This is a genomic window from Mesorhizobium sp. M0048 (assembly GCF_040323405.1).
Lineage (GTDB): Bacteria > Pseudomonadota > Alphaproteobacteria > Rhizobiales > Rhizobiaceae > Mesorhizobium.
Genome location: NZ_JAMYUV010000005.1, coordinates 50,819 through 69,976 on the forward strand (window position 1 = coordinate 50,819; position 19,158 = coordinate 69,976).

At 63.4% G+C, this 19,158-nt stretch carries 16 protein-coding genes; 12 read left to right on the forward strand and 4 right to left on the reverse strand.

Translation table 11 applies throughout. The features are described from left to right. Nucleotides 1–33: 33 nt before the first annotated feature. From NKJ84_RS07105 to dps, 3 genes are all read left to right on the forward strand, one after another. Nucleotides 34–1,047 carry an LLM class flavin-dependent oxidoreductase gene (locus tag NKJ84_RS07105; RefSeq protein ID WP_352505901.1) on the forward strand — a complete coding sequence of 338 codons (1,014 nt, stop codon included), beginning with the start codon at nucleotides 34–36 and terminating at the stop codon, nucleotides 1,045–1,047. Continuing rightward, nucleotides 1,044–2,297: an LLM class flavin-dependent oxidoreductase gene (locus NKJ84_RS07110; protein WP_352505902.1), complete on the forward strand. Its 1,254-nt coding sequence runs from the start codon at nucleotides 1,044–1,046 to the stop codon at nucleotides 2,295–2,297. Before NKJ84_RS07105 ends, NKJ84_RS07110 begins: the two co-directional genes overlap by 4 nt. A gap of 147 nt (nucleotides 2,298–2,444) precedes the next feature. Beyond that, nucleotides 2,445–2,933: a DNA starvation/stationary phase protection protein Dps gene (gene dps / locus NKJ84_RS07115; RefSeq protein WP_023676226.1), complete on the forward strand. Its 489-nt coding sequence runs from the start codon at nucleotides 2,445–2,447 to the stop codon at nucleotides 2,931–2,933. 8 nt (nucleotides 2,934–2,941) lie between these two features. On the opposite strand, the gene xdhC is transcribed toward dps, so the two are convergent. The 4 genes from xdhC to uraH form a co-directional block, all read right to left on the reverse strand. After that, nucleotides 2,942–3,922: a xanthine dehydrogenase accessory protein XdhC gene (gene xdhC, locus NKJ84_RS07120; protein ID WP_352505903.1), complete on the reverse strand. Its 981-nt coding sequence runs from the start codon at nucleotides 3,920–3,922 to the stop codon at nucleotides 2,942–2,944. Nucleotides 3,923–3,984: 62 nt separating this feature from the next. Continuing rightward, entirely contained in the window at nucleotides 3,985–6,336 is a 2,352-nt protein-coding gene (gene xdhB / locus NKJ84_RS07125) for a xanthine dehydrogenase molybdopterin binding subunit (protein ID WP_352505904.1), read from the reverse strand. Further along, nucleotides 6,336–7,817 carry a xanthine dehydrogenase small subunit gene (gene xdhA, locus NKJ84_RS07130; protein WP_352505905.1) on the reverse strand — a complete coding sequence of 494 codons (1,482 nt, stop codon included), beginning with the start codon at nucleotides 7,815–7,817 and terminating at the stop codon, nucleotides 6,336–6,338. Before xdhA ends, xdhB begins: the two co-directional genes overlap by 1 nt. Nucleotide 7,818: 1 nt before the next feature. Next, a complete protein-coding gene (uraH, locus tag NKJ84_RS07135; RefSeq protein WP_352505907.1) occupies nucleotides 7,819–8,193 on the reverse strand; it encodes a hydroxyisourate hydrolase in 375 nt (124 codons plus the stop codon). Between the two features lie 173 nt (nucleotides 8,194–8,366). Between uraH and puuE the strand changes: the two genes are divergently transcribed. The 9 genes from puuE to NKJ84_RS07180 all read left to right on the forward strand — a co-directional run bounded on the left by puuE (nucleotide 8,367) and on the right by NKJ84_RS07180 (nucleotide 19,099). After that, the gene (puuE, locus tag NKJ84_RS07140; protein ID WP_352505908.1) at nucleotides 8,367–9,800 is read left to right on the forward strand and encodes an allantoinase PuuE; all 1,434 of its coding nucleotides are present in this window, start codon (nucleotides 8,367–8,369) and stop codon (nucleotides 9,798–9,800) included. A gap of 63 nt (nucleotides 9,801–9,863) precedes the next feature. Continuing rightward, nucleotides 9,864–10,712 (forward strand): bifunctional allantoicase/(S)-ureidoglycine aminohydrolase, encoded by an 849-nt coding sequence (locus NKJ84_RS07145; RefSeq protein WP_502896203.1) that lies wholly within the window; start codon nucleotides 9,864–9,866, stop codon nucleotides 10,710–10,712. After that, nucleotides 10,709–11,212 carry an ureidoglycolate lyase gene (locus NKJ84_RS07150; protein ID WP_352505910.1) on the forward strand — a complete coding sequence of 168 codons (504 nt, stop codon included), beginning with the start codon at nucleotides 10,709–10,711 and terminating at the stop codon, nucleotides 11,210–11,212. The genes NKJ84_RS07145 and NKJ84_RS07150 overlap by 4 nt, the downstream gene beginning before the upstream one ends. Continuing rightward, complete coding sequence (locus NKJ84_RS07155; protein WP_352505911.1) at nucleotides 11,212–11,805, forward strand: nucleoside deaminase; 594 nt, start codon at nucleotides 11,212–11,214, stop codon at nucleotides 11,803–11,805. Before NKJ84_RS07150 ends, NKJ84_RS07155 begins: the two co-directional genes overlap by 1 nt. A 69-nt stretch (nucleotides 11,806–11,874) precedes the next feature. After that, nucleotides 11,875–13,857 (forward strand): CocE/NonD family hydrolase, encoded by a 1,983-nt coding sequence (locus NKJ84_RS07160; protein ID WP_352505912.1) that lies wholly within the window; start codon nucleotides 11,875–11,877, stop codon nucleotides 13,855–13,857. 155 nt (nucleotides 13,858–14,012) lie between these two features. Then, nucleotides 14,013–15,599 carry an ABC transporter substrate-binding protein gene (locus NKJ84_RS07165; protein ID WP_254816007.1) on the forward strand — a complete coding sequence of 529 codons (1,587 nt, stop codon included), beginning with the start codon at nucleotides 14,013–14,015 and terminating at the stop codon, nucleotides 15,597–15,599. Between the two features lie 16 nt (nucleotides 15,600–15,615). Beyond that, the gene (locus tag NKJ84_RS07170; protein ID WP_352505913.1) at nucleotides 15,616–16,575 is read left to right on the forward strand and encodes an ABC transporter permease; all 960 of its coding nucleotides are present in this window, start codon (nucleotides 15,616–15,618) and stop codon (nucleotides 16,573–16,575) included. A gap of 11 nt (nucleotides 16,576–16,586) precedes the next feature. Then, nucleotides 16,587–17,414 carry an ABC transporter permease gene (locus NKJ84_RS07175; protein ID WP_254816006.1) on the forward strand — a complete coding sequence of 276 codons (828 nt, stop codon included), beginning with the start codon at nucleotides 16,587–16,589 and terminating at the stop codon, nucleotides 17,412–17,414. Further along, nucleotides 17,414–19,099 carry an ABC transporter ATP-binding protein gene (locus tag NKJ84_RS07180; protein ID WP_352505914.1) on the forward strand — a complete coding sequence of 562 codons (1,686 nt, stop codon included), beginning with the start codon at nucleotides 17,414–17,416 and terminating at the stop codon, nucleotides 19,097–19,099. Before NKJ84_RS07175 ends, NKJ84_RS07180 begins: the two co-directional genes overlap by 1 nt. Nucleotides 19,100–19,158: the final 59 nt, after the last annotated feature.

Consider the following 19,158-nt stretch of genomic DNA (forward strand, 5'->3'; position numbering starts at 1 on the left):
TTCCCAAGGAATCTCGCTCAACAGGGAAAAGCGATGGCCGACGGCGCCACAATGTGTCTCGCCGTTTCACTGTCTCCGGAAGCCGCCCCTTCCCATCCGCCCGGCGCCGGCCCGGACTTCAGTCTGCTGGCGCGGTTCGTGCAAGAAGCCGAAGCGGCCGGCCTGGACATGGTGTTGCGCGGCGATTCCGCGCCGGTTGCAAGTGGGCCGAACCGGCAAATGCGCTTCGAAGCGACGACCTTGCTGGCAGCGCTGGCTACGGTGACAAGCAGGATCGGCCTCGTCGCGGCAGCGTCGACGGTCGCCCACCAGCCCTACAATCTCGCGCGTCGTTTCGCCTCGCTCGATATTATCAGCCATGGTCGCGCCGGCTGGAACGCGAGCATGACGCCCGACCCGCGCGAGGCGGCCAATTTCAGCCGGCCGGAAGGGTTTTTCGGCGACGATCTCCGCCTGCGCGCAGAGGAATTCATCGGCATCGTGCAAGGTTTATGGAAAGGCTGGGACGCAGACGCGCTGCTGTTCGACAAAGTTGGCGGCCGCTTCTTCGATCCCGAGAAGATGCACCTTCTCGACCACAAGGGCGAATATTTTTCCGTGCGCGGGCCGCTCAACGTGGCGCGGTCGCCGCAGGACACGCCGGTGCTGGTCATGTCCGGCCTGTCCGAACCCGCCATGGATATCGCCGCCCGCACCGCCGATGTCGTCCTGCTGGATGAGCCATCGATCGAGCCGGCCAAGTCGGGCGATCTGAAGCGCCGTGCGCTTACTTTCGGGCGCAGGCCGGAGGCGCTGAAAGTGCTGATGAACGTTACCGGCAGCGCCGAAATAACCGCCGCGCCGGACCGGTTTGCGGACAGGCTCGAAGAGTGCTTTCGCTCGAAAGCCTGCGACGGTTTCAACGTCGCCATGCCGTTCACATCGGCGCTCGACGATTTCGTCGGTCTCGTGCTGCCGGAGCTTCGCCGCCGCGGCCTTGTCCGGTCCGGCTACAGCACGACGACACTGCGCGCCCATCTCGGGCTTGCAGGGGAGGATCGGCAATGAGCGCCCCTCGGGGCCAGATGAAGCTCGGCGCCTTCCTGTGGGCGACAGGCCACCACATCGCCGCCTGGCGCCATCCGCAAGCGCATGTCACGGCCGGTATCGACATCCATCATTACATCCAGCTGGCGCGGACGGCGGAAGCGGCAAAGTTCGACATGATCTTCTGCGAGGACGCCGCCGGCGTGCGCGAAGCCAATGTCAACATCGCCAGCCAAACGTCGCGCTCGATCGGCTTCGAGCCGATCAGCCTGCTTGCGGCGCTCGCGGTGCAGACGGAGCGCATCGGCCTCGTCTCAACGGCGTCGACGAGCTATAACGAGCCTTACGGGCTTGCGCGAACCTTCCTGTCGCTCGACCATCTGAGCGGCGGCCGAGCCGGCTGGAACCTTGTCACTTCGGCCAGCCAGATCGAGGCCGCCAATTTCGGCTCGACCGGACTGCGCCCACATGCGGACCGCTACGAACGCGCGCGCGAATTCGCTGCCGTGGTTGCTGGCCTTTGGCAAGGCCAGGGTGGACACGAAGGCAGAAGTTTTTCGGCGCGTGACCCGCTCGATCTGCCGCGCTCGCCACAAGGTGCACCGGTTATGGTCCAGGCGGGAGCGTCGGATGAGGGCCGCGATCTCGCCGCCCGGACCGCCGATGTGGTGTTCACTGCGGCGCAAACATTCGAGGAGGCAAAGGCCTTCTACGACGACCTCAAGGGACGGCTGGCTGCCCATGGGCGCGAGCCGGAGGACGTCAAGATCATGCCCGGCGTCGCGCCGGTCGTCGCGGCAAGCGAAGCGGAAGCCCGGGCAAAACATGATGAGCTGCAGGAGCTGATACCGGACGATGTCGGTGTCGCGCTGCTTTCCAGCTATCTCAGCATATCCGATCTCGCGCGCTATCCCATCGACGGACCGCTGCCCGAACTGCCGGCCAGCGAAGGCATGCAGAGCCGGCAGGCGCTCGTCATCGAGCAATCACGCCGCGACAAGCTGTCCATTCGCCAGCTTGCCCGTCATTTCGCCGGCGCGCGCGGCCATTGGCGCGTCGTCGGAACGCCCGCCCAGATCGCCGACGAGCTCGAGGCACGCTTCGAGGGCGGCGCGGCAGACGGTTTCAACGTCATGCCATCCTATTTTCCCGGCCAACTCGATGCCTTTGCCACACTAGTCGTGCCGGAGCTGCAGCGGCGCGGGCTGTTCCGTACGGATTATGAAGGCAGCACGCTGCGCGACCATCTGGGCTTGAAAAGGCCGGCGTAAACGACGAGCGGAACGAAAGTCGGAGATCGCCGTTTTGGCATGCTGTGCCGCGCGGCGATGAGGGCGTCTGCGCGCATGTTCGATTGACCTTCCACAAACTTCGCCCTTTTTCAAACCAAGCGGACGCAACCGCCACAGGAGCCGATCATGGATGCCATCGCCACCCGCAACGACCTGCAATCCAATGCCAAGAAAGAGTGTATCGATCTTCTCAATGCCCGCCTTGCCGACGCCATCGATCTGGCCTTGATCACCAAGCAGGCGCACTGGAACGTCAAGGGACCGCAATTCATCGCCATCCACGAGATGCTCGACACGTTCCGCGAGGAGATCGACGGCCATGTCGACACCATTGCCGAGCGCGCCGTACAACTCGGCGGGACGGCGCTCGGCACATCGCAAGAGGTGTCGAAGGCGACTATGCTCGAGGCCTATCCGACCGACATCCACAAGACCCGGGATCATCTGGCGGCGCTGATCGACCGCTATGCCGCAACCGCCAAGCGGGCACGCGCGGCGATCGACGAGGCGGCTGGCGCGGGCGATGCCGACACCGCCGACATCTTCACCGCCTATTCACGCTCGCTCGACAAATTGCTGTGGTTCCTTGAGGCGCACACGCAGGAGAAGGAATAGCCAAAACGTCAGCCGGCCATCGCCTTGCGGTGAGGGGCTTTGGATTGAGCGGACGGTGCCGCCGCATGGCCGGCCAACGCCGTCATAATCTCGGCTACGGCGAGTGCGGCGATCACCTGCGGGCGCTTGTCCTTAACGGCATCGCCGCCGATCGGCGAGACGAGGCGGGCAAATTCCGCCTCGCTTCCTTCCGCCGATTTCAGGAACCAGTTCCGGAGCGTCGCCTTCTTGGTTCTGGAGCCGATCATGCCGACATAGGCGGCATCCCGGCGTTTCAGAGCCTCGGCGACGATCAGGAAGTCCAGCGCGTGGTCATGGGTGAGGACGACGAAGGCCGATCCAGCCGGGGCTTCGCGCACCATCGCCTCAGGCATCGGCGTCAGCTTGGTTTCGACTGCTTCCGGCATGCCTTTGAGCGCCTCGGCTCGTGTCTCGACAACGACGATATGCACCGGCAGCAAGGCCATCGCCGAGGCCAGCGCTTGGCCGACATGGCCGCCGCCGAGGATGTAGACATGCGGTAGCTGCGCTTCCTCGGCTTCCGCCGCCGCAACCAGCTTGGCTTCAAGCGCGGGGTCGACCAGCTGGATCAGCAGCTCGACCCTGCCGCCGCAGCACTGCCCGATCTCCGGGCCGAGCGCGATGTCGAGGGTATCCCTCCCCCTTGAGGGGAGGGTGGCGGCGAAGCCGCCGGGTGGGGTCGCTGCGGCAGTGCTCGACGCACCGGCGGTGCCTTCTGAGACGACCCCCTCTGGCCGCTCCGCGGCCATCTCCCCCTCAAGGGGGGAGAAAAGCATCTGCCGCGCTTTGTCGATCGCCATGTATTCGAGCTGGCCGCCGCCGATCGTGCCGAAAGTGGCCGATCCTGAGACGAGCATGAAGGCACCCGTCTCGCGCGGCGTCGAACCTTTTGTCCCGGCCACCTCAACTAAGGCGACCCGGCGGGCGCCGGCAAGAAAGGCTTTCAGGCTCTGCACTTTCGCGTTCATAATTTCGTGTTCCCTATCGGGAAATATAGAGTTTTTCGGCCTGAATTGCACGTTTCCGGGATTCAAGTGCCGGTCCTGGCTTCCCGCTTCAGCCGTTCGATCGCCATCAGCACACGCTCCGGCGTGGCCGGCGGGTCGAGGCGTGGGCAGATCTTGTGGCCGGCAACGCTCGCCACTGCGTCCGACAGCGCATGCAGCACCGACATTGCGAGCGGAAAGGGCGGCTCGCCGACCGCCTTGGAGCGGTACACCGTCGGCTCGCCTGCTTGCGCCCAGTCGGCCAAAGTCACATTAAAGATCTTCGGCCGGTCCGACGCGAGCGGGATCTTGTAGGTCGATGGCGCATGGGTGCGCAGCCGCCCCTTGTCGTCCCACCACAGTTCCTCCGTTGTAAGCCAGCCCATGCCCTGGACGAAGCCGCCCTCGATCTGGCCGAGGTCGATGGCGCGGTTCAGCGAGCGGCCGGTTTCGTGCAGAATGTCGGTGCGCTCGACGATATATTCGCCGGTCAGCGTGTCGACAGAGACTTCCGAGCACGCGGCGCCATAGGCGAAATAGTAGAAGGGACGGCCCTCGCCCTTGTCGCGGTCCCAATGGATTTTCGGCGTCTTGTAGAAACCCGCCGCCGAAAGCTGGATGCGCGCCATATAGGCCTGCCTGACGAGATCGGCGAAGGCGATCTCCTGGTTGCCGATGCGCACGCGGTTGGGCAGGAACAGCACCTGGTCGCGCGGCACCTGGTATCTCTCGACGGCAAAATTGGTCAACCGGTCCTTGATCTGGCGGGCGGCATTCTGCGCCGCCATGCCGTTGAGATCGGAGCCGGAAGACGCGGCGGTGGCCGAGGTATTCGGCACCTTGCCGGTCGTCGTCGCGGTGATCTTGACCTGATCGAGGTCGATCTGGAACTCTTCCGCCACAACCTGCGCCACCTTGACATAGAGGCCCTGCCCCATCTCGGTGCCGCCGTGGTTCAGATGCACCGAACCATCGGTATAGACATGCACCAGCGCGCCGGCCTGGTTGTAATGGGTGGCGGTGAACGAGATGCCGAACTTGACCGGCGTCAGCGCCAGTCCGCGCTTGATGAAGCGGCTGTTGGCATTGAAAGCATCGATAGTGCGGCGGCGCCTCGCATAGTTGGAACTCGCCTCCAGCTCGGCGACTATGCGGTGGATGATGTTGTCCTCGACCGTCTGGTGGTAGGGCGTGATGTTGCGGTCTGAGGTGCCGTAGAAATTCTTCTTGCGGATTTCGAGCGGGTCCTTGCCGACGGCAAACGCGACTTCGTCGATGACGCGCTCGGCGCCGACCATGCCTTGCGGGCCGCCGAAGCCGCGAAAGGCGGTGTTGGATACCGTATTGGTGTAGAGCGGCGCCGACTGCGCGTGCACCGCCGGCCAGAAATACGTGTTGTCGCAATGGAACAGCGCGCGGTCGGTGACCGGGCCGGAGAGGTCGGCCGAGAAGCCGCAGCGCGCCGCGAACACGAAATCTACGCCCAGAATATTGCCCTCATCGTCGAAGCCGACCTCGTAGTCGACGAGGAAATCGTGGCGTTTGCCGGTGGCGATCATGTCGTCGTCGCGGTCGGGCCGGATTTTTACGGCCCGATGATGTTTCTTCGCGGCGATAGCGGCCAATGCCGCAAACTGATTGCCTTGCGTTTCCTTACCGCCGAAAGCGCCGCCCATCCGGCGGATTTCCACCGTCACCGCGTGGCTCGGAACACCGAGCGCATGGCTGACCATGTGCTGGATTTCGCTCGGGTGCTGGGTCGAGGAATAGATGGTGACGTCGTGGTCCTCGCCAGGGATGGCCAAGGCGATATGGCCTTCGAGATAGAAATGCTCCTGGCCGCCAATGCGCATTTTTCCCTTCAGCCGGCGCGGCGCCGCATTGATCGCAGCCGCTGCGTCACCGCGCTTCAGCGTCAGCGGCGGCGTGACCAGCTTGTCTTTCCCGGGATTGAGCTCGCCGATATCGGCGACGAACGGCAATTCCTCGTATTCGACCTTGGCCAGCCTTGTCGCGCGGCGCGCCTGCTCGCGGGTTTCAGCGATGACACAGAAGATCGGCTGACCGAAAAATTGCACCTTGCCGTCGGCCAGCACCGGCTCGTCGTGACGGCCGGTCGGCGAAATGTCGTTCTCGCCTGGCACGTCGCTCGCGGTCAGCACATCGACGACGCCGGGTGCGGCGCGTACCGCCGAAAGATCCATGCTGGTGATGGTGGCATGCGTCGCCGTCGAAAGCCCAAGGCAGCCGTGCAGCGTGCCGGCCGGTTCCGGCATGTCGTCGATGTAAACGGCCGTGCCACTGACATGCTTGTGCGCGGAATCATGGCGCTGGTCAGTGGCGACGCCGCCGGCGATTTTTTGCGCCTTCAGGTTTGGCGTGGCGTGCTTGTTCATCATGCCGCCTCGTGCCGTGATACCTGGATCGGCGCCCGGGTGCCGGTGGTTTCGGCAAAGAAGCGCAGCAGCAGGTTGCGTGCCGCCAGCGCCCGGTATTCGGCGCTTGCCCGCATGTCGGTCAGCGGGGTGAAATCGCCGGCGTACGCGGCCATCGCCGCCTCGACCGTCGCTTCCGTCCAGGGCCTGCCCAGCAATGCCTTTTCGACGCCAAAGGCGCGCTTCGGCGTTGCCGCCATGCCGCCATAGGCGATGCGCACATCCGCCACCGTGCCATCCTCGGCGAGCTTCAGGAAAAACGCGCCCAGCGCTGCTGTGATGTCTTCGTCGCGGCGCTTGGTGATCTTGTAGACTGCAAATTTCGTCTCGCCGGCCGGCACCGGGACATGCACGGCCTCGACGAATTCGCCGGGCTGCCGGTCCTGTCGGCCATAAGCGATGAAGAAATCCTCCAGCGGGATCGTCCGCCGCTTGTCGCCGCGGCGCAGCGTCAGGCGGGCACCGAGTGCGATCAGCGGCGGCGGCGTGTCGCCGATCGGCGAACCGTTGGCGATATTGCCGCCGATGGTGCCCATGTTGCGCACCTGATCGCCGCCGATGCGATCGAACAGCGGGCCCAGCGCCGGGATGCGTTTCGCCAGCGTCGAGAAGGCCTCGCTATAGGTGACACCGGCGCCGATCGAGATGACGCCCTTGTCCTCGGAAATCCCGCACAGACCATCGAGATTGCCGATGAAAATCGCCGGCGCAATATCGCGCATGTGCTTGGTCACCCAAAGGCCGACATCGGTCGAACCCGCGACGATGGTGGCGCCCGGCTCCTTGATCAGCACGCTGGCCAGATCGTCGGCATCGGCCGGCACGATCAGCCGCTTGTTGCCGGAGCCGATCTCGATGCGCGAACCGTCCTTCATCGCTTCGAGCTTGGCCGTGACTGCCTTGCGCTCCACCGCCAACGGATCCTTTGCCGCCGTGCCGTAGCTGGAGATGGCACGTGCGGCGCGCATGATCGCCTCGTAGCCGGTGCAGCGGCAGAGATTGCCTTGCAGCGCCTTTTCTATTGGCGCGTCCGACGGCTCCGGCGACCGCATCCACAGCGCATAAAGCGACATGATGAAACCCGGCGTGCAGAAGCCGCATTGCGAGCCGTGAAAATCGACCATCGCCTGCTGCACGGGGTGCAGCTTTCCTGCGCCGCCGCGCAGATGCTCGACGGTCACGACATGCGTGCCGTCCAGCGAGCCAAGGAAGCGGATGCAGGCATTGACGCTTTCATAGACCAGTCTGCCGGCCGAGAGCCTGCCGACCAGCACCGTGCAGGCGCCGCAGTCGCCCTCGGCGCAGCCTTCCTTGGTGCCGCGCAGCGAGCGGTCGAGCCGCAGCCAGTCGAGCAGGGTCTGGTCGGGTGCAACCGTGCCGAGCGCGACGTCCTCGCCATTGAGGATGAAGCGGATTTCGTTGCGTGTCTTGATCCCGGCCATCTCAGCTTCCCCGGTAGGTCGAATAGCCGTACGGCGACAGAAGCAGCGGCACATGATAGTGCATCGGCTCGGCCATACCGAAGCGGATCGGCACATGGTCGAGGAAGGCCGGTTCCGCCAGTTTTGTCCCTTGCCCGCGCAGATAATCGCCGGCCGCAAAGACCAGCTCGTATTGGCCGGTGCGGAATTCCGCGCCGGCAAGCAGTGGAGCATCGCAGCGGCCGTCATCATTGGTGACAACCGTTTTCAGATGCGTCCGGGCCTGCCCGTCAAGATGATAGAGCTCGATCGACAGACCGGCCGCCGGTTTGCCGGCCGCTGTGTCGAGGACATGGGTCGTCAAGCGCCCGCCTTCGGCTTTCGACGTTTCCGCCACTGGCTGCTCCATTCCCTGAACGGTCGAACACTATTCATGAATTGTGCGCCAATTAAAGGCGATGCATAAGTCCCGGTCGAGCGGAGCGCGACAAAAACACTTTCAAAAATTTCGGGGGAATGCGCAGGCACTCCTTTCGACTATCCTGATCACAATTTCCGGCAGGAGCGAGAATGCGTTACGAACGAGACATGCGCGGCTACGGAGCCAATCCGCCGGATCCGAAATGGCCCGGCGGGGCGCATGTCGCGGTGCAGTTCGTCGTCAATTACGAAGAGGGCGGCGAGAATTGCGTCCTGCACGGCGACAAGGCTTCGGAGGCTTTCCTGTCGGAGATCGTCGGCGCCGCGCCCTGGCCCGGCCAGCGCCACTGGAATATGGAATCGATCTACGAATACGGCGCCCGAGCCGGCTTCTGGCGATTGCTGCGCCTGTTCAGCGAGGCACAGGTGCCGATCACCTGCTATGGCGTGGCCACGGCCCTGGCGCGTTCGCCCGACCAGGTTGCGGCGATGCAGGAGGCCGGGTGGGAGATCGCTTCGCACGGGCTGAAATGGATCGACTACCGCGACCATACCCCGGAAGACGAGCGTCGCGACATGGAGGCGGCGATCCGGCTGCATTATGAGGTCACAGGGGCGCGGCCGACCGGCTGGTACACCGGCCGCACCTCGATCAACACGGTGCGGCTGGCGGCGGAAGAGGGCGGCTTCGACTATGTGTCGGACACATATGACGACGAACTGCCCTACTGGTTCGAGCATGTGACACCGGACGGGTCGGCGAAGCCGCAGCTGATCATCCCCTACACGCTCGACGCCAACGACATGCGCTTTGCCACGCCGCAGGGCTTCAATTCGGGCGACCAGTTCTTTGCCTATCTCAGGGATAGTTTCGATACGCTCTATGCCGAGGGCAAGGCAGGGCGGCGGCGCATGATGAATATCGGCCTGCACTGCCGCCTGGTTGGGCGGCCGGGCCGGGTCGCGGCACTGAAGCGCTTCATCGACTACGTCAAATCGCACGACAAGGTCTGGCTGGCACGGCGCATCGACATTGCAAAACATTGGCAGGAGACGCATCCGTTCCGGTTGCCGGCGCTGCGCCCGTCGAAAATGGAATTCGAGGCCTTCGTCCACACATTCGGCGGCGTGTTCGAGCATTCGCCGTGGGTTGCCGAGCGCGCTTATGGGCTGGAGCTCGGCCCGGCCCATGACAGTGCCGGCGGCCTGCACAATGCGCTCTGCCGCGTGTTTCGCGCAGCAAGCGAGGCCGAGCGGCTTTCCGTGCTCAATGCCCACCCCGATCTTGCCGGAAAACTGGCGCAGGCCAGAAGGTTGACGGACGAATCGGCCAAGGAGCAAGCTTCGGCAGGGCTCGACGCGCTGACCGAGAAGGAGCGCGAGCTGTTCGCAAAACTCAATGCCGCCTACGTCACCAGTTTCGGTTTCCCCTTCATCATCGCGGTGAAAGGCAGGACCAAGGCGGAGATCCTGGCCGAGTTCGAAGCGCGTATCGGCAACAGCCACGACGTCGAATTCGAAACCGCCTGCAGACAGGTCGAGCGCATCGCGCTGCTTCGTCTCAAGGACATGCTTCCGCAATAGGCCTTGGCTGCCGCGATAGGCCCTGGCTTCCGCAACAGGCTTGAATTTATGGATATGATGAAAATGGCCGAGCGAACCTATTATGCGCCGCAAGGCGGACATCCCGGCCAGAGTGAATTGCTGACCGGCCGCGCTGTGTTCACACAGGCCTATGCCGTGATCCCCAAAGGCGTGATGCAGGACATCGTCACCAGCGCTTTGCCGTTCTGGGATGGGACACGGATCTGGGTGCTGTCTCGGCCGCTGTCGGGTTTTGCCGAGACGTTTTCGCAATACATCGTCGAGCTCGCGCCCGGCGGCGGCAGCGACCGCCCTGAGCTTGACGCCGCCGCCGAAGGTGCGCTGTTCGTGGTCGAAGGCGAGCTATGCGTTTCGCTTGCCGGCAAGAAACATAGCTTAAGGCCGGGCGGCTTTGCCTTCCTGCCGCCGGCGAGCGGATGGACGGTGCGCAATGAAAGCGGTGCCGCCGTCCGCTTCCACTGGATCCGCAAGACTTATGACGCAGTCGACGGCATCGACCAGCCGCAAGCGTTCTTCGCCAACGAACAGGACATCGCGCCGACGCCGATGCCGGGTACCGAAGGCCGATGGGCGACGACGCGCTTCGTCGATCCGGCCGACATGCGCCACGACATGCATGTCACCATCGTCACGCTCGAGCCTGGTGCGGTCATTCCCTTCGCCGAGACTCATGTGATGGAGCACGGGCTCTACGTGCTGGAAGGCAAGGCGGTCTACCGCCTCAACCAGGACTGGGTCGAGGTCGAGGCCGGCGACTATATGTGGCTGCGCGCCTTCTGCCCGCAGGCCTGCTATGCCGGCGGCCCCGGAAAATTCCGCTACCTGCTTTACAAGGACGTCAACCGGCATGCCAAGCTTGGCGGCGCCGGCGTCGCGAGGCGCGCGCCATGACCCGAATCGTCGCCCGGCCGCTGACCCGCGAGACCTTCGCCGAATTCGGCGACGTCATCGATATGGGCAGCGACAACCATTATCCGATCAATGGCGGCAAGGCCGAGCGCTACCACGACCTCGCCACCGCGGAAGCACGAGGGCCGAATGCGCGCGTGCTGATCTCCATGGTGCGTGGCACGCCCTATGAACTGCCGTTGAAGCTGACAATGGTGGAGCGCCATCCGTTCGGCAGCCAGGCCTTCATCCCGCTGTCACCACGGCCGTTCCTGGTCGTCGTCTGCCATGATGGCGAGGAAGGACCTGGCGAGCCGCACGCCTTCATCACCGCGCCCGGGCAAGGCGTCAACTACCCGCGCAATCTGTGGCACGGCGTGCTGACGCCGATCGGCGACGTCCAGGATTTTGTGGTCGTCGACCGCGGCGGCGACGGCTCCAATCTCGAAGAGTGTCATTTCTCGCATCCTTACGAAATCCATCTTCCCGACGGGAGCCGGTGATGACCGACAGTTCGCTGATCGATCGCCTGCTCGATGTCATCGAGCACGACATCGTGCCGAAGACCGTCGAAGGCGTCGCGCACGGCAACAAACTGTTCGGCGCGGCGATCCTGCGCAAGGACGACCGTTCGCTGGTGCTTGCCGAAACCAACAACGAGATCGAAAATCCGCTCTGGCACGGCGAGATGCACTGCCTGAAGCGCTTCTACGAAATGCCTAAGGCCGAACGCGTCGATACCAAGAACGCGATCTTTCTTGCCACGCACGAACCCTGCTCGCTCTGCCTGTCGGCGATCACCTGGACCGGCTTCGACAATTTCTACTATCTTTTCAGCCATGAGGATTCGCGCGACAGCTTCGACATCCCGCACGATCTGAAGATCCTGAAGGAGGTCTTCACCCTCGATCCCGGCGGCTACAATGCCGAGAATGCCTACTGGAGGAGCTTTTCGATCCGCAAATTGGTGCGATCGCTGCCTGAGACCGAACGCCTGCGACTGGAGACGCGGATCGGCAAAATCTCCGCACGCTACGACGAACTGTCCGGCGCCTACCAGGCTAGCAAGGCCGACAACGACATTCCGCTGAGTTGACGCGGATTGACCAGCCGAATTCGTTGGCTGGCCCACGACGCATCGGCAGCGGCTCCATCATGTGGCCGCATGAAAACCGTCACTGAATTCCCGCGCAAGGTCGTTGAATTTCCCGACATGGGGATCATCATGCCGGACGGCTGCCGGCTGTCGGCGCGGGTGTGGATGCCGGCCGATGCCGCCGACGATCCGGTGCCGGCAATCCTCGAACACCTGCCCTATCGCAAGCGCGACGGCACGATCTATCGTGATCAGCTGACGCATCCCTATTTTGCCGGCCATGGCTACGCCTCGATCCGCGTCGACATGCGCGGCAATGGCGATTCCGAAGGGCTGATGGACGACGAATATTCCGAGCAGGAATTGCAGGACGCTTGCGACGTCATCGCCTGGGCGGCGGACCAGCCCTGGTGCAACGGCAATGTCGGCATGATGGGCATTTCGTGGGGCGGCTTCAACTGCCTGCAGGTGGCGTCTAAGCAGCCGCCAGCGCTGAAGGCGGTCATCAGTCTCTGTTCGACGGTCGACCGCTATGCCGACGACATCCACTACAAGGGCGGCTGCCTGCTGATCGAGAATTTCGGCTGGGCCTCGACCATGCTGTCCTATTCGTCAAGGCCGCCGGATCCGTTGCTGGCCGGCGACAACAGATGGCGCGACCTGTGGCTGACCAGGCTGGAGAACCAGCCCTTTCTGGCACCGCTGTGGCTGAAGCACCAATATCGCGATGCCTATTGGAAGCGCGGCTCGATCTGCGAGGACTATTCCGCCATCCATGCCGCGGTGCTGTCGATCGGCGGCTGGCATGACGGCTATCGCAATACGATTTCCCATCTCGCCGCCAATATCGAGGCACCGGTCAAGGGCATCGTCGGCCCGTGGATCCACAAATACCCGCATTACGCCGCGCCCGAACCGCGCATCGGCTTCCTGCAGGAGGCCTTGCGCTGGTGGGACCGCTGGCTCAAGGACATCGACACCGGCGTCGAGGCCGACCCCGCCTACCGCGCCTATCTCATGGACAGCGTGCGTCCGGCGCGCTGGCATCCCGCGCGGCCGGGCCGCTGGGTCGCTGAATCGGAATGGCCGTCACCCAACATCCGGACGCAAGAGGTTGAGCTTATCGCTGAAGGCAATCACGCTATCGTCGCGTCGCCGCAAAACTGCGGCCTTGCCGGCGGCGAATATTTCCCCTTCACCTTCGGCCCGGAACTGCCGGGTGACCAGCGCTCCGACGACGCGCTGTCGGTGTGTTTCGACCAGCCGGTGCTGACCGAAGCGATCGACATTGTCGGTGCTCCCGAAGTTTTGGTCAGAGTCTCGTCGGACCGGCGCCAGGCGAACATCGCGGTTCGGCTGTGCGACGTCCACCCGGACGGAGCGTCGGAGCTGATCTCGTACGGCGTGCTTAACCTTACGCATCGCAACTCGCACGAATTTCCCGAAGCGCTGGTGCCCGGCGAAACCGTCAGCGCCCGGGTGGTGCTCGACCAATGCGCCTATCGGGCGCCGGCCGGCCACCGCTTGCGCGTTGCCATCTCCAACAGCTATTGGCCGATGATCTGGCCGTCGCCGGAGCCGGTCCGGCTCGAATTGTCGGCCGCGACATTGATGCTGCCGCTGCGCCCGCCGGCGACGGGCGATGAGGTCACCTTCCCCGCCCCCGAAGGCGCGACGCCCTGGGCAACGGAGACACTTCGGCCCGCCAATTCCGAACGTCATGTCGATCGCGACGAAAAGACCGGACTGATCACGCTTTCCATCGTCGACGATTTCGGCGAAGTGCGCGACCTGGAGCATGGCCTCACCCACGGGAGCATCGCCAGAGAGACATGGGCGATCCATCCCGACAATCCGCTGTCAGCGTCGGGCAAGACGCATTGGACCCAGACGCTGTCGCGAAATGAATGGTCGATGCGCACCGAAACGTTCGCCGAAATGCGCTCCGACGCGCAAAGCTTCATGGTTAGCGCCAGAATTGAAGCCTATGAAGGCGAGAAACTGGTCTTCGAGCGCAACTTCAAGGAGAAAATCCCGCGCGTACTGCTTTGAGCGCTTATAGCGATTGGTCCAATTGCGACGCACGATTTACGCCACGGCATGTCGCATTCGGTCTTGCTTACCGCTTTCCCTTACGGTCATTATTCTCCCGATCGAAATGAGAAAAAACGACCATAAGGTCGGACCAACAGAGTGAGGAACTTAACATGTCGAACGAACTGGAATATCTGAGCCGGCGCGTTGCGTCCGGCAAGCTGAGCCGTCGCGATTTTCTCGGCCGGGCAGCTGCGCTTGGCGTCACCGCAACCTTCGCCAATTCGCTGCTATCCAGCGCTTCCCGCGCGGCGGGTCCGGTCAAGGGCGGCACGCTGAAGGCCGGCCTGGTCGGTGGCGAGTCCACCAACAGTCTCGATCCGGCGCTGTTCATGACGCAGGTGCCGTTCGCCTTCGGCAAGATGTGGGGCGAACTGATCGTCGAACTGTCTCCTGAAGGCAAGCTCGAGAACCGCATTGCCGAGGAGATCGGCTCGTCGGACGACGCCAAGACCTGGACGCTGAAGATCCGCGATGGCGTCGAGTTCCACAACGGCAAGAAGGTGACCGCAGAGGACGTGGCCGCCACCCTCGAACGCCATTCGGACGAGAAGTCGAAGTCCGGCGCGCTCGGTTATATGAAAGGCATCGAGAGCATAAAGGCCAGCGGCAAGGAAGTGGTGCTGACGCTGAAGGAGCCGAATGCCGATCTTCCCTATCTGCTTAGCGACTATCACCTGATCATCCAGCCGAACGGCGGCAAGGATAAGGCCGATGCCGGTATCTCGGCGGGTCCTTACAAGGTCACCACCAACGAGCCCGGCGTGCGCCATGGCGGCGAGCGCTTCGCCAATTACTGGCAGGGCGACAAGATGGGCCATGCCGACCAGATCGAGATCATCGTCATCAACGACGCCACGGCGCGTACGGCGGCGCTGCAGGGCGGCCAGGTCCACATGATCAACCGCGTCGAGCCGAAGATCGTCGATCTGATCAAGCGTGTGCCCGGCGTCACCATCCGCAACCATTCGGGACCGGGCCACTACGTTTTCATCATGCACTGCGACACCGCGCCGTTCGACAACAACGACTTGCGCATGGCGTTGAAGCTGGCGATCGACCGCGAGGAAATGCTGAACAAGGTGCTGCGTGGCTATGGCTCGCTCGGCAACGACTTCCCGATCAATGCATCGTACCCGCTATTCACCGAGATCGAGCAGCGCAAATACGATCCCGACAAGGCCAAGTTCCACTACAAGAAGTCGGGCCATGACGGTGCCGTCCTGCTCCGGACGTCGGATGTCGCCTTCCCCGGTGCCGTCGATGCCGCACAGCTGTTCCAGCAAAGCGCGGCCAAGGCCGGCATCAAGCTGGAGATCAAGCGCGAACCGGGCGACGGCTACTGGTCGGAAGTCTGGAACAAGCAGCCGTTCTGCGCCTCCTACTGGGGTGGCCGGTCGACGCAGGACCAGATGTACTCTACCGCCTATCTGTCGACGGCCGACTGGAACGACACACGGTTCAAGCGTCCGGATTTCGACAAGATGGTGCTGGCGGCTCGCGCCGAGCTTGACGAGGCCAAGCGCAAGGCAATGTACCACGACATGGCTGTGATGGTGCGCGACGAGGGCGGCCTGATTCTGCCGATGTTCAATCAGTTCATCGACGCGACGGGCGCCAAGGTTGCCGGCTGGGTGGATGATCCGCATCAGGAGTTGATGAACGGATATGCTCTGGCGAAGTGCTGGCTCGAAGCCTGAGCCCGGCCTTGCGGATATGTCCTCACCCATCGTGAAACTGGTGGCCCAGCGCATTGCGCTGGGCATCATCCTTCTATTGGCCGTTTCGGTCCTGATCTTCGCCGGCACCCAGATCCTGCCCGGCGACGTCGCGCAAGCCATTCTCGGGCAGTCGGCAACACCGGAGTCGCTCGCCAATCTGCGCGAGCAGCTCGGCCTCAATGATCCCGCCTACATCCGTTATTTTCGCTGGCTCGGCGGCATCCTGACCGGTGATCTCGGCACGGCTATGTCGAGCGGTCAGGATATCGCAACCTCGATCAAGGGAAGGCTGTGGAACACGCTGTTCCTCGCCTTCTGGGCGGCGATCGTCGCGGTGCCGCTGGCGATCATCCTCGGGCTGATCGCGGTGCGTTACCGCAATGGCTGGGTCGACAAGCTGATCTCGGGACTGGCGCTGGCCTCGACGTCCTTCCCGGAATTCTTCGTCGGCTATGTGCTCGTCTTTTTCTTCGCAGTGCAACATCAATGGTTTCCCGCCATTTCCACCGTCTATGAGGGGATGCCGTTCGGCGAACGCATCCAGGCCATAGCACTGCCGGCGGCGGCGCTGACCCTGGTGGTGCTCGCCCATATGATGCGCATGACGCGCGCTGCGATCCTCAACGTCATGCAGTCGGCCTATGTCGAGACGGCGGAGCTCAAGGGGCTTTCGGCCTTCGCGGTTATCCGCAGGCATGCCTTCCCCAATGCGATTGCGCCGATCATCAACGTCGTCATGCTCAACCTTGCCTATCTGATCGTCGGCGTCGTCGTCGTCGAAGTGATCTTCGTCTATCCGGGTATGGGGCAATACTTGGTCGACCACGTCACCAAGCGTGACGTGCCTGTGGTGCAGGCGGTCGGGCTGATCTTCGCCGCCGTCTACATCAGCCTGAACATCATCGCGGACATTGCGGCAATCGTCGCCAATCCGCGCCTCAGACATCCGAAATGAGGGGGTCGGGTATGCTCGTCATCAAACGCATTCCCATCCCGGCGCTGGTCGGACTGGTGTTGACGGCGCTGTTTGTGTTGGCGGCGATCTTTGCGCCGTGGATCGCGCCGCACGGCAATGCCGAGATCGTCAGCGACGTCCCTTGGGAGCCAATGTCGGCGGCGCATTGGCTGGGCACCGACAATCTCGGCCGCGATCTGTTGTCGCGCATGATCTATGGCGCCCGCATCACTCTGTTCATCGCGGTGCTGGCGACGGCGCTGTCGTTCTCGCTCGGCGCCATCCTCGGCTTCTCGGCAGCGGTTTTCGGTGGCTGGTTCGACACGCTGCTGTCGCGTCTCGTCGATCTCCTAATGTCGATCCCGACGCTGATCATGGCCCTTGTCGTGCTGTCGGTGCTGCCATCCAATCTGGTGACGCTGATCCTGGTCATGGGCGTTCTCGACTCGACCCGCGTCTACCGCCTGTCGAGGGCGGTCGCCGTTGACATCAACGTCATGGATTACGTCGAGGCGGCCAAATTGCGCGGCGAAGGCAGCGGCTGGATCATCTTTCGCGAAATCCTGCCCAACGCGCTGTCGCCGCTGGTTTCGGAACTCGGCCTGCGCTTCATCTATGCCGTGCTGTTCCTGTCGACGCTGTCCTTCCTCGGTCTTGGCGTGCAGCCGCCGGACGCCGATTGGGGCGGCATGGTCAAGGAAAACAAGGATGGCATCGTCTTCGGCATAGGCGCCGCCCTCATTCCGGCGGCGGCGATCGCAGCGCTGGCAATTTCCGTCAATCTCGTCGCCGACTGGGTGCTCAACCGCACGACAAGCCTGAAGGGAGGACGCGGGTAATGGCCGACAAGCAACCGAAGCCCGGGCAACCGAAGCCCGGGCAACCGAAGTCCGGCGTGCTGCTCGACATCCGCAATCTGCGCATCGAGGCCACGGTATATCCGCCGGGCGAGGCGCCGAAGAACATCGTGCTGGTGCACGATGTCTCGCTGACGCTCGAAAAGGGCAAGGTGCTCGGATTGATCGGCGAGTCCGGCGCCGGCAAATCGACCATCGGCCTGTCGTCGATGGGTTACGGCCGCGGCGGCGTGCGCATCACCGGCGGCGAGGTCATCCTCAATGGCCGCGACATCCTGAAGGGCGGCAACGAAGGGTTCCGCAAATTGCGCGGCCGCGAGGTCTGCTATGTCGCGCAATCGGCGGCAGCGGCCTTCAATCCGGCGCACAGGCTGATGGACCAGGTGGTCGAGGCAGCACTCCTGCACGGTACGGCGACGCGGGCCGAAGCCGAAAAGCGCGCCGTGGCGCTGTTCAAGAAGCTCAGCCTGCCGAACCCCGAAAGCATCGGCGAGCGCTTCCCCCACCAGGTGTCGGGCGGTCAGCTGCAGCGCGTGATGACGGCAATGGCGCTGTGCTCGGAACCCGACCTGATCGTCTTCGACGAGCCGACCACGGCGCTCGACGTGACGACGCAGATCGACGTGTTAGCGGCGATCAAGGATGCCATCCGCGACACGCATGTGGCGGCACTCTACATCACCCATGACCTTGCCGTCGTCGCCCAGGTCTCGGACGAGATCATGGTGCTGCGCCACGGCCGGCTGGTCGAATGGGGCGGCACGCGCCAGATCATCAAGGAGCCGCGCCAGGAATACACCAACGCGCTGGTTTCGGTGCATGAGATCGAACATCAGGAGCAGAAGCCCGGCCCGAGCCCGTTCCTGTCGGTCAAGAACATCACCGCCACCTATGGCCGCAGCCACATCAAGGTGCTGAAGAACGTCTCGGTCGACATTTTCCCGGGCCAGACGCTGGCGGTGGTCGGCGAGTCCGGCTCCGGCAAATCGACGCTGGCGCGCGCCATCACCGGCCTCCTGCCGCCCGAACAAGGCACCGTCACCTTCGACGGACGGCCACTCGCCAACCGGCTTGCCGACCGGCCGAAGGAGGATCTGCGCCAGCTGCAGATGATCTACCAGATGGCCGATGTAGCGATGAATCCGCGCCAGACGGTCGGCACCATCATCGGCCGGCCGCTGGAATTCTATTTTGGGATGCGCGGGCGCGAGCGCGACAAACGGGTCGCCGAACTGCTCGACAAGATCGAAATGGGTAAAGGCTATGTCGACCGCTATCCGGCCGAGCTTTCGGGCGGCCAGAAGCAGCGCGTCTGCATCGCTCGTTCGCTCGCCGCCAAGCCGAAGCTCATCATCTGCGACGAGGTGACATCGGCGCTCGACCCGTTGGTCGCCCACGGCATACTGGAGCTGTTGCTCGAGCTGCAGAAAGAGGAAAACGTCGCTTATCTGTTCATCACTCATGATCTCGCAACAGTGAAGTCGATCGCCGATTCGATCGCGGTGATGTATCGCGGCGAGGTGGTGCGCTACGGCCCCAAGAGCAAGGTTCTGACGCCGCCGTTCGACGCCTACACAGACCTTTTGCTGTCGTCGGTGCCCGAAATGGAGATTGGCTGGTTAGAGAAAGCGATCAAGGGACGGCGCATGGCCAGCGCGGGGAACTAGCCGGCTGCCCCTTGTGCCCGACGATCCTGTCCGGGCGTGGATTGAACGGCAGGCCCGCC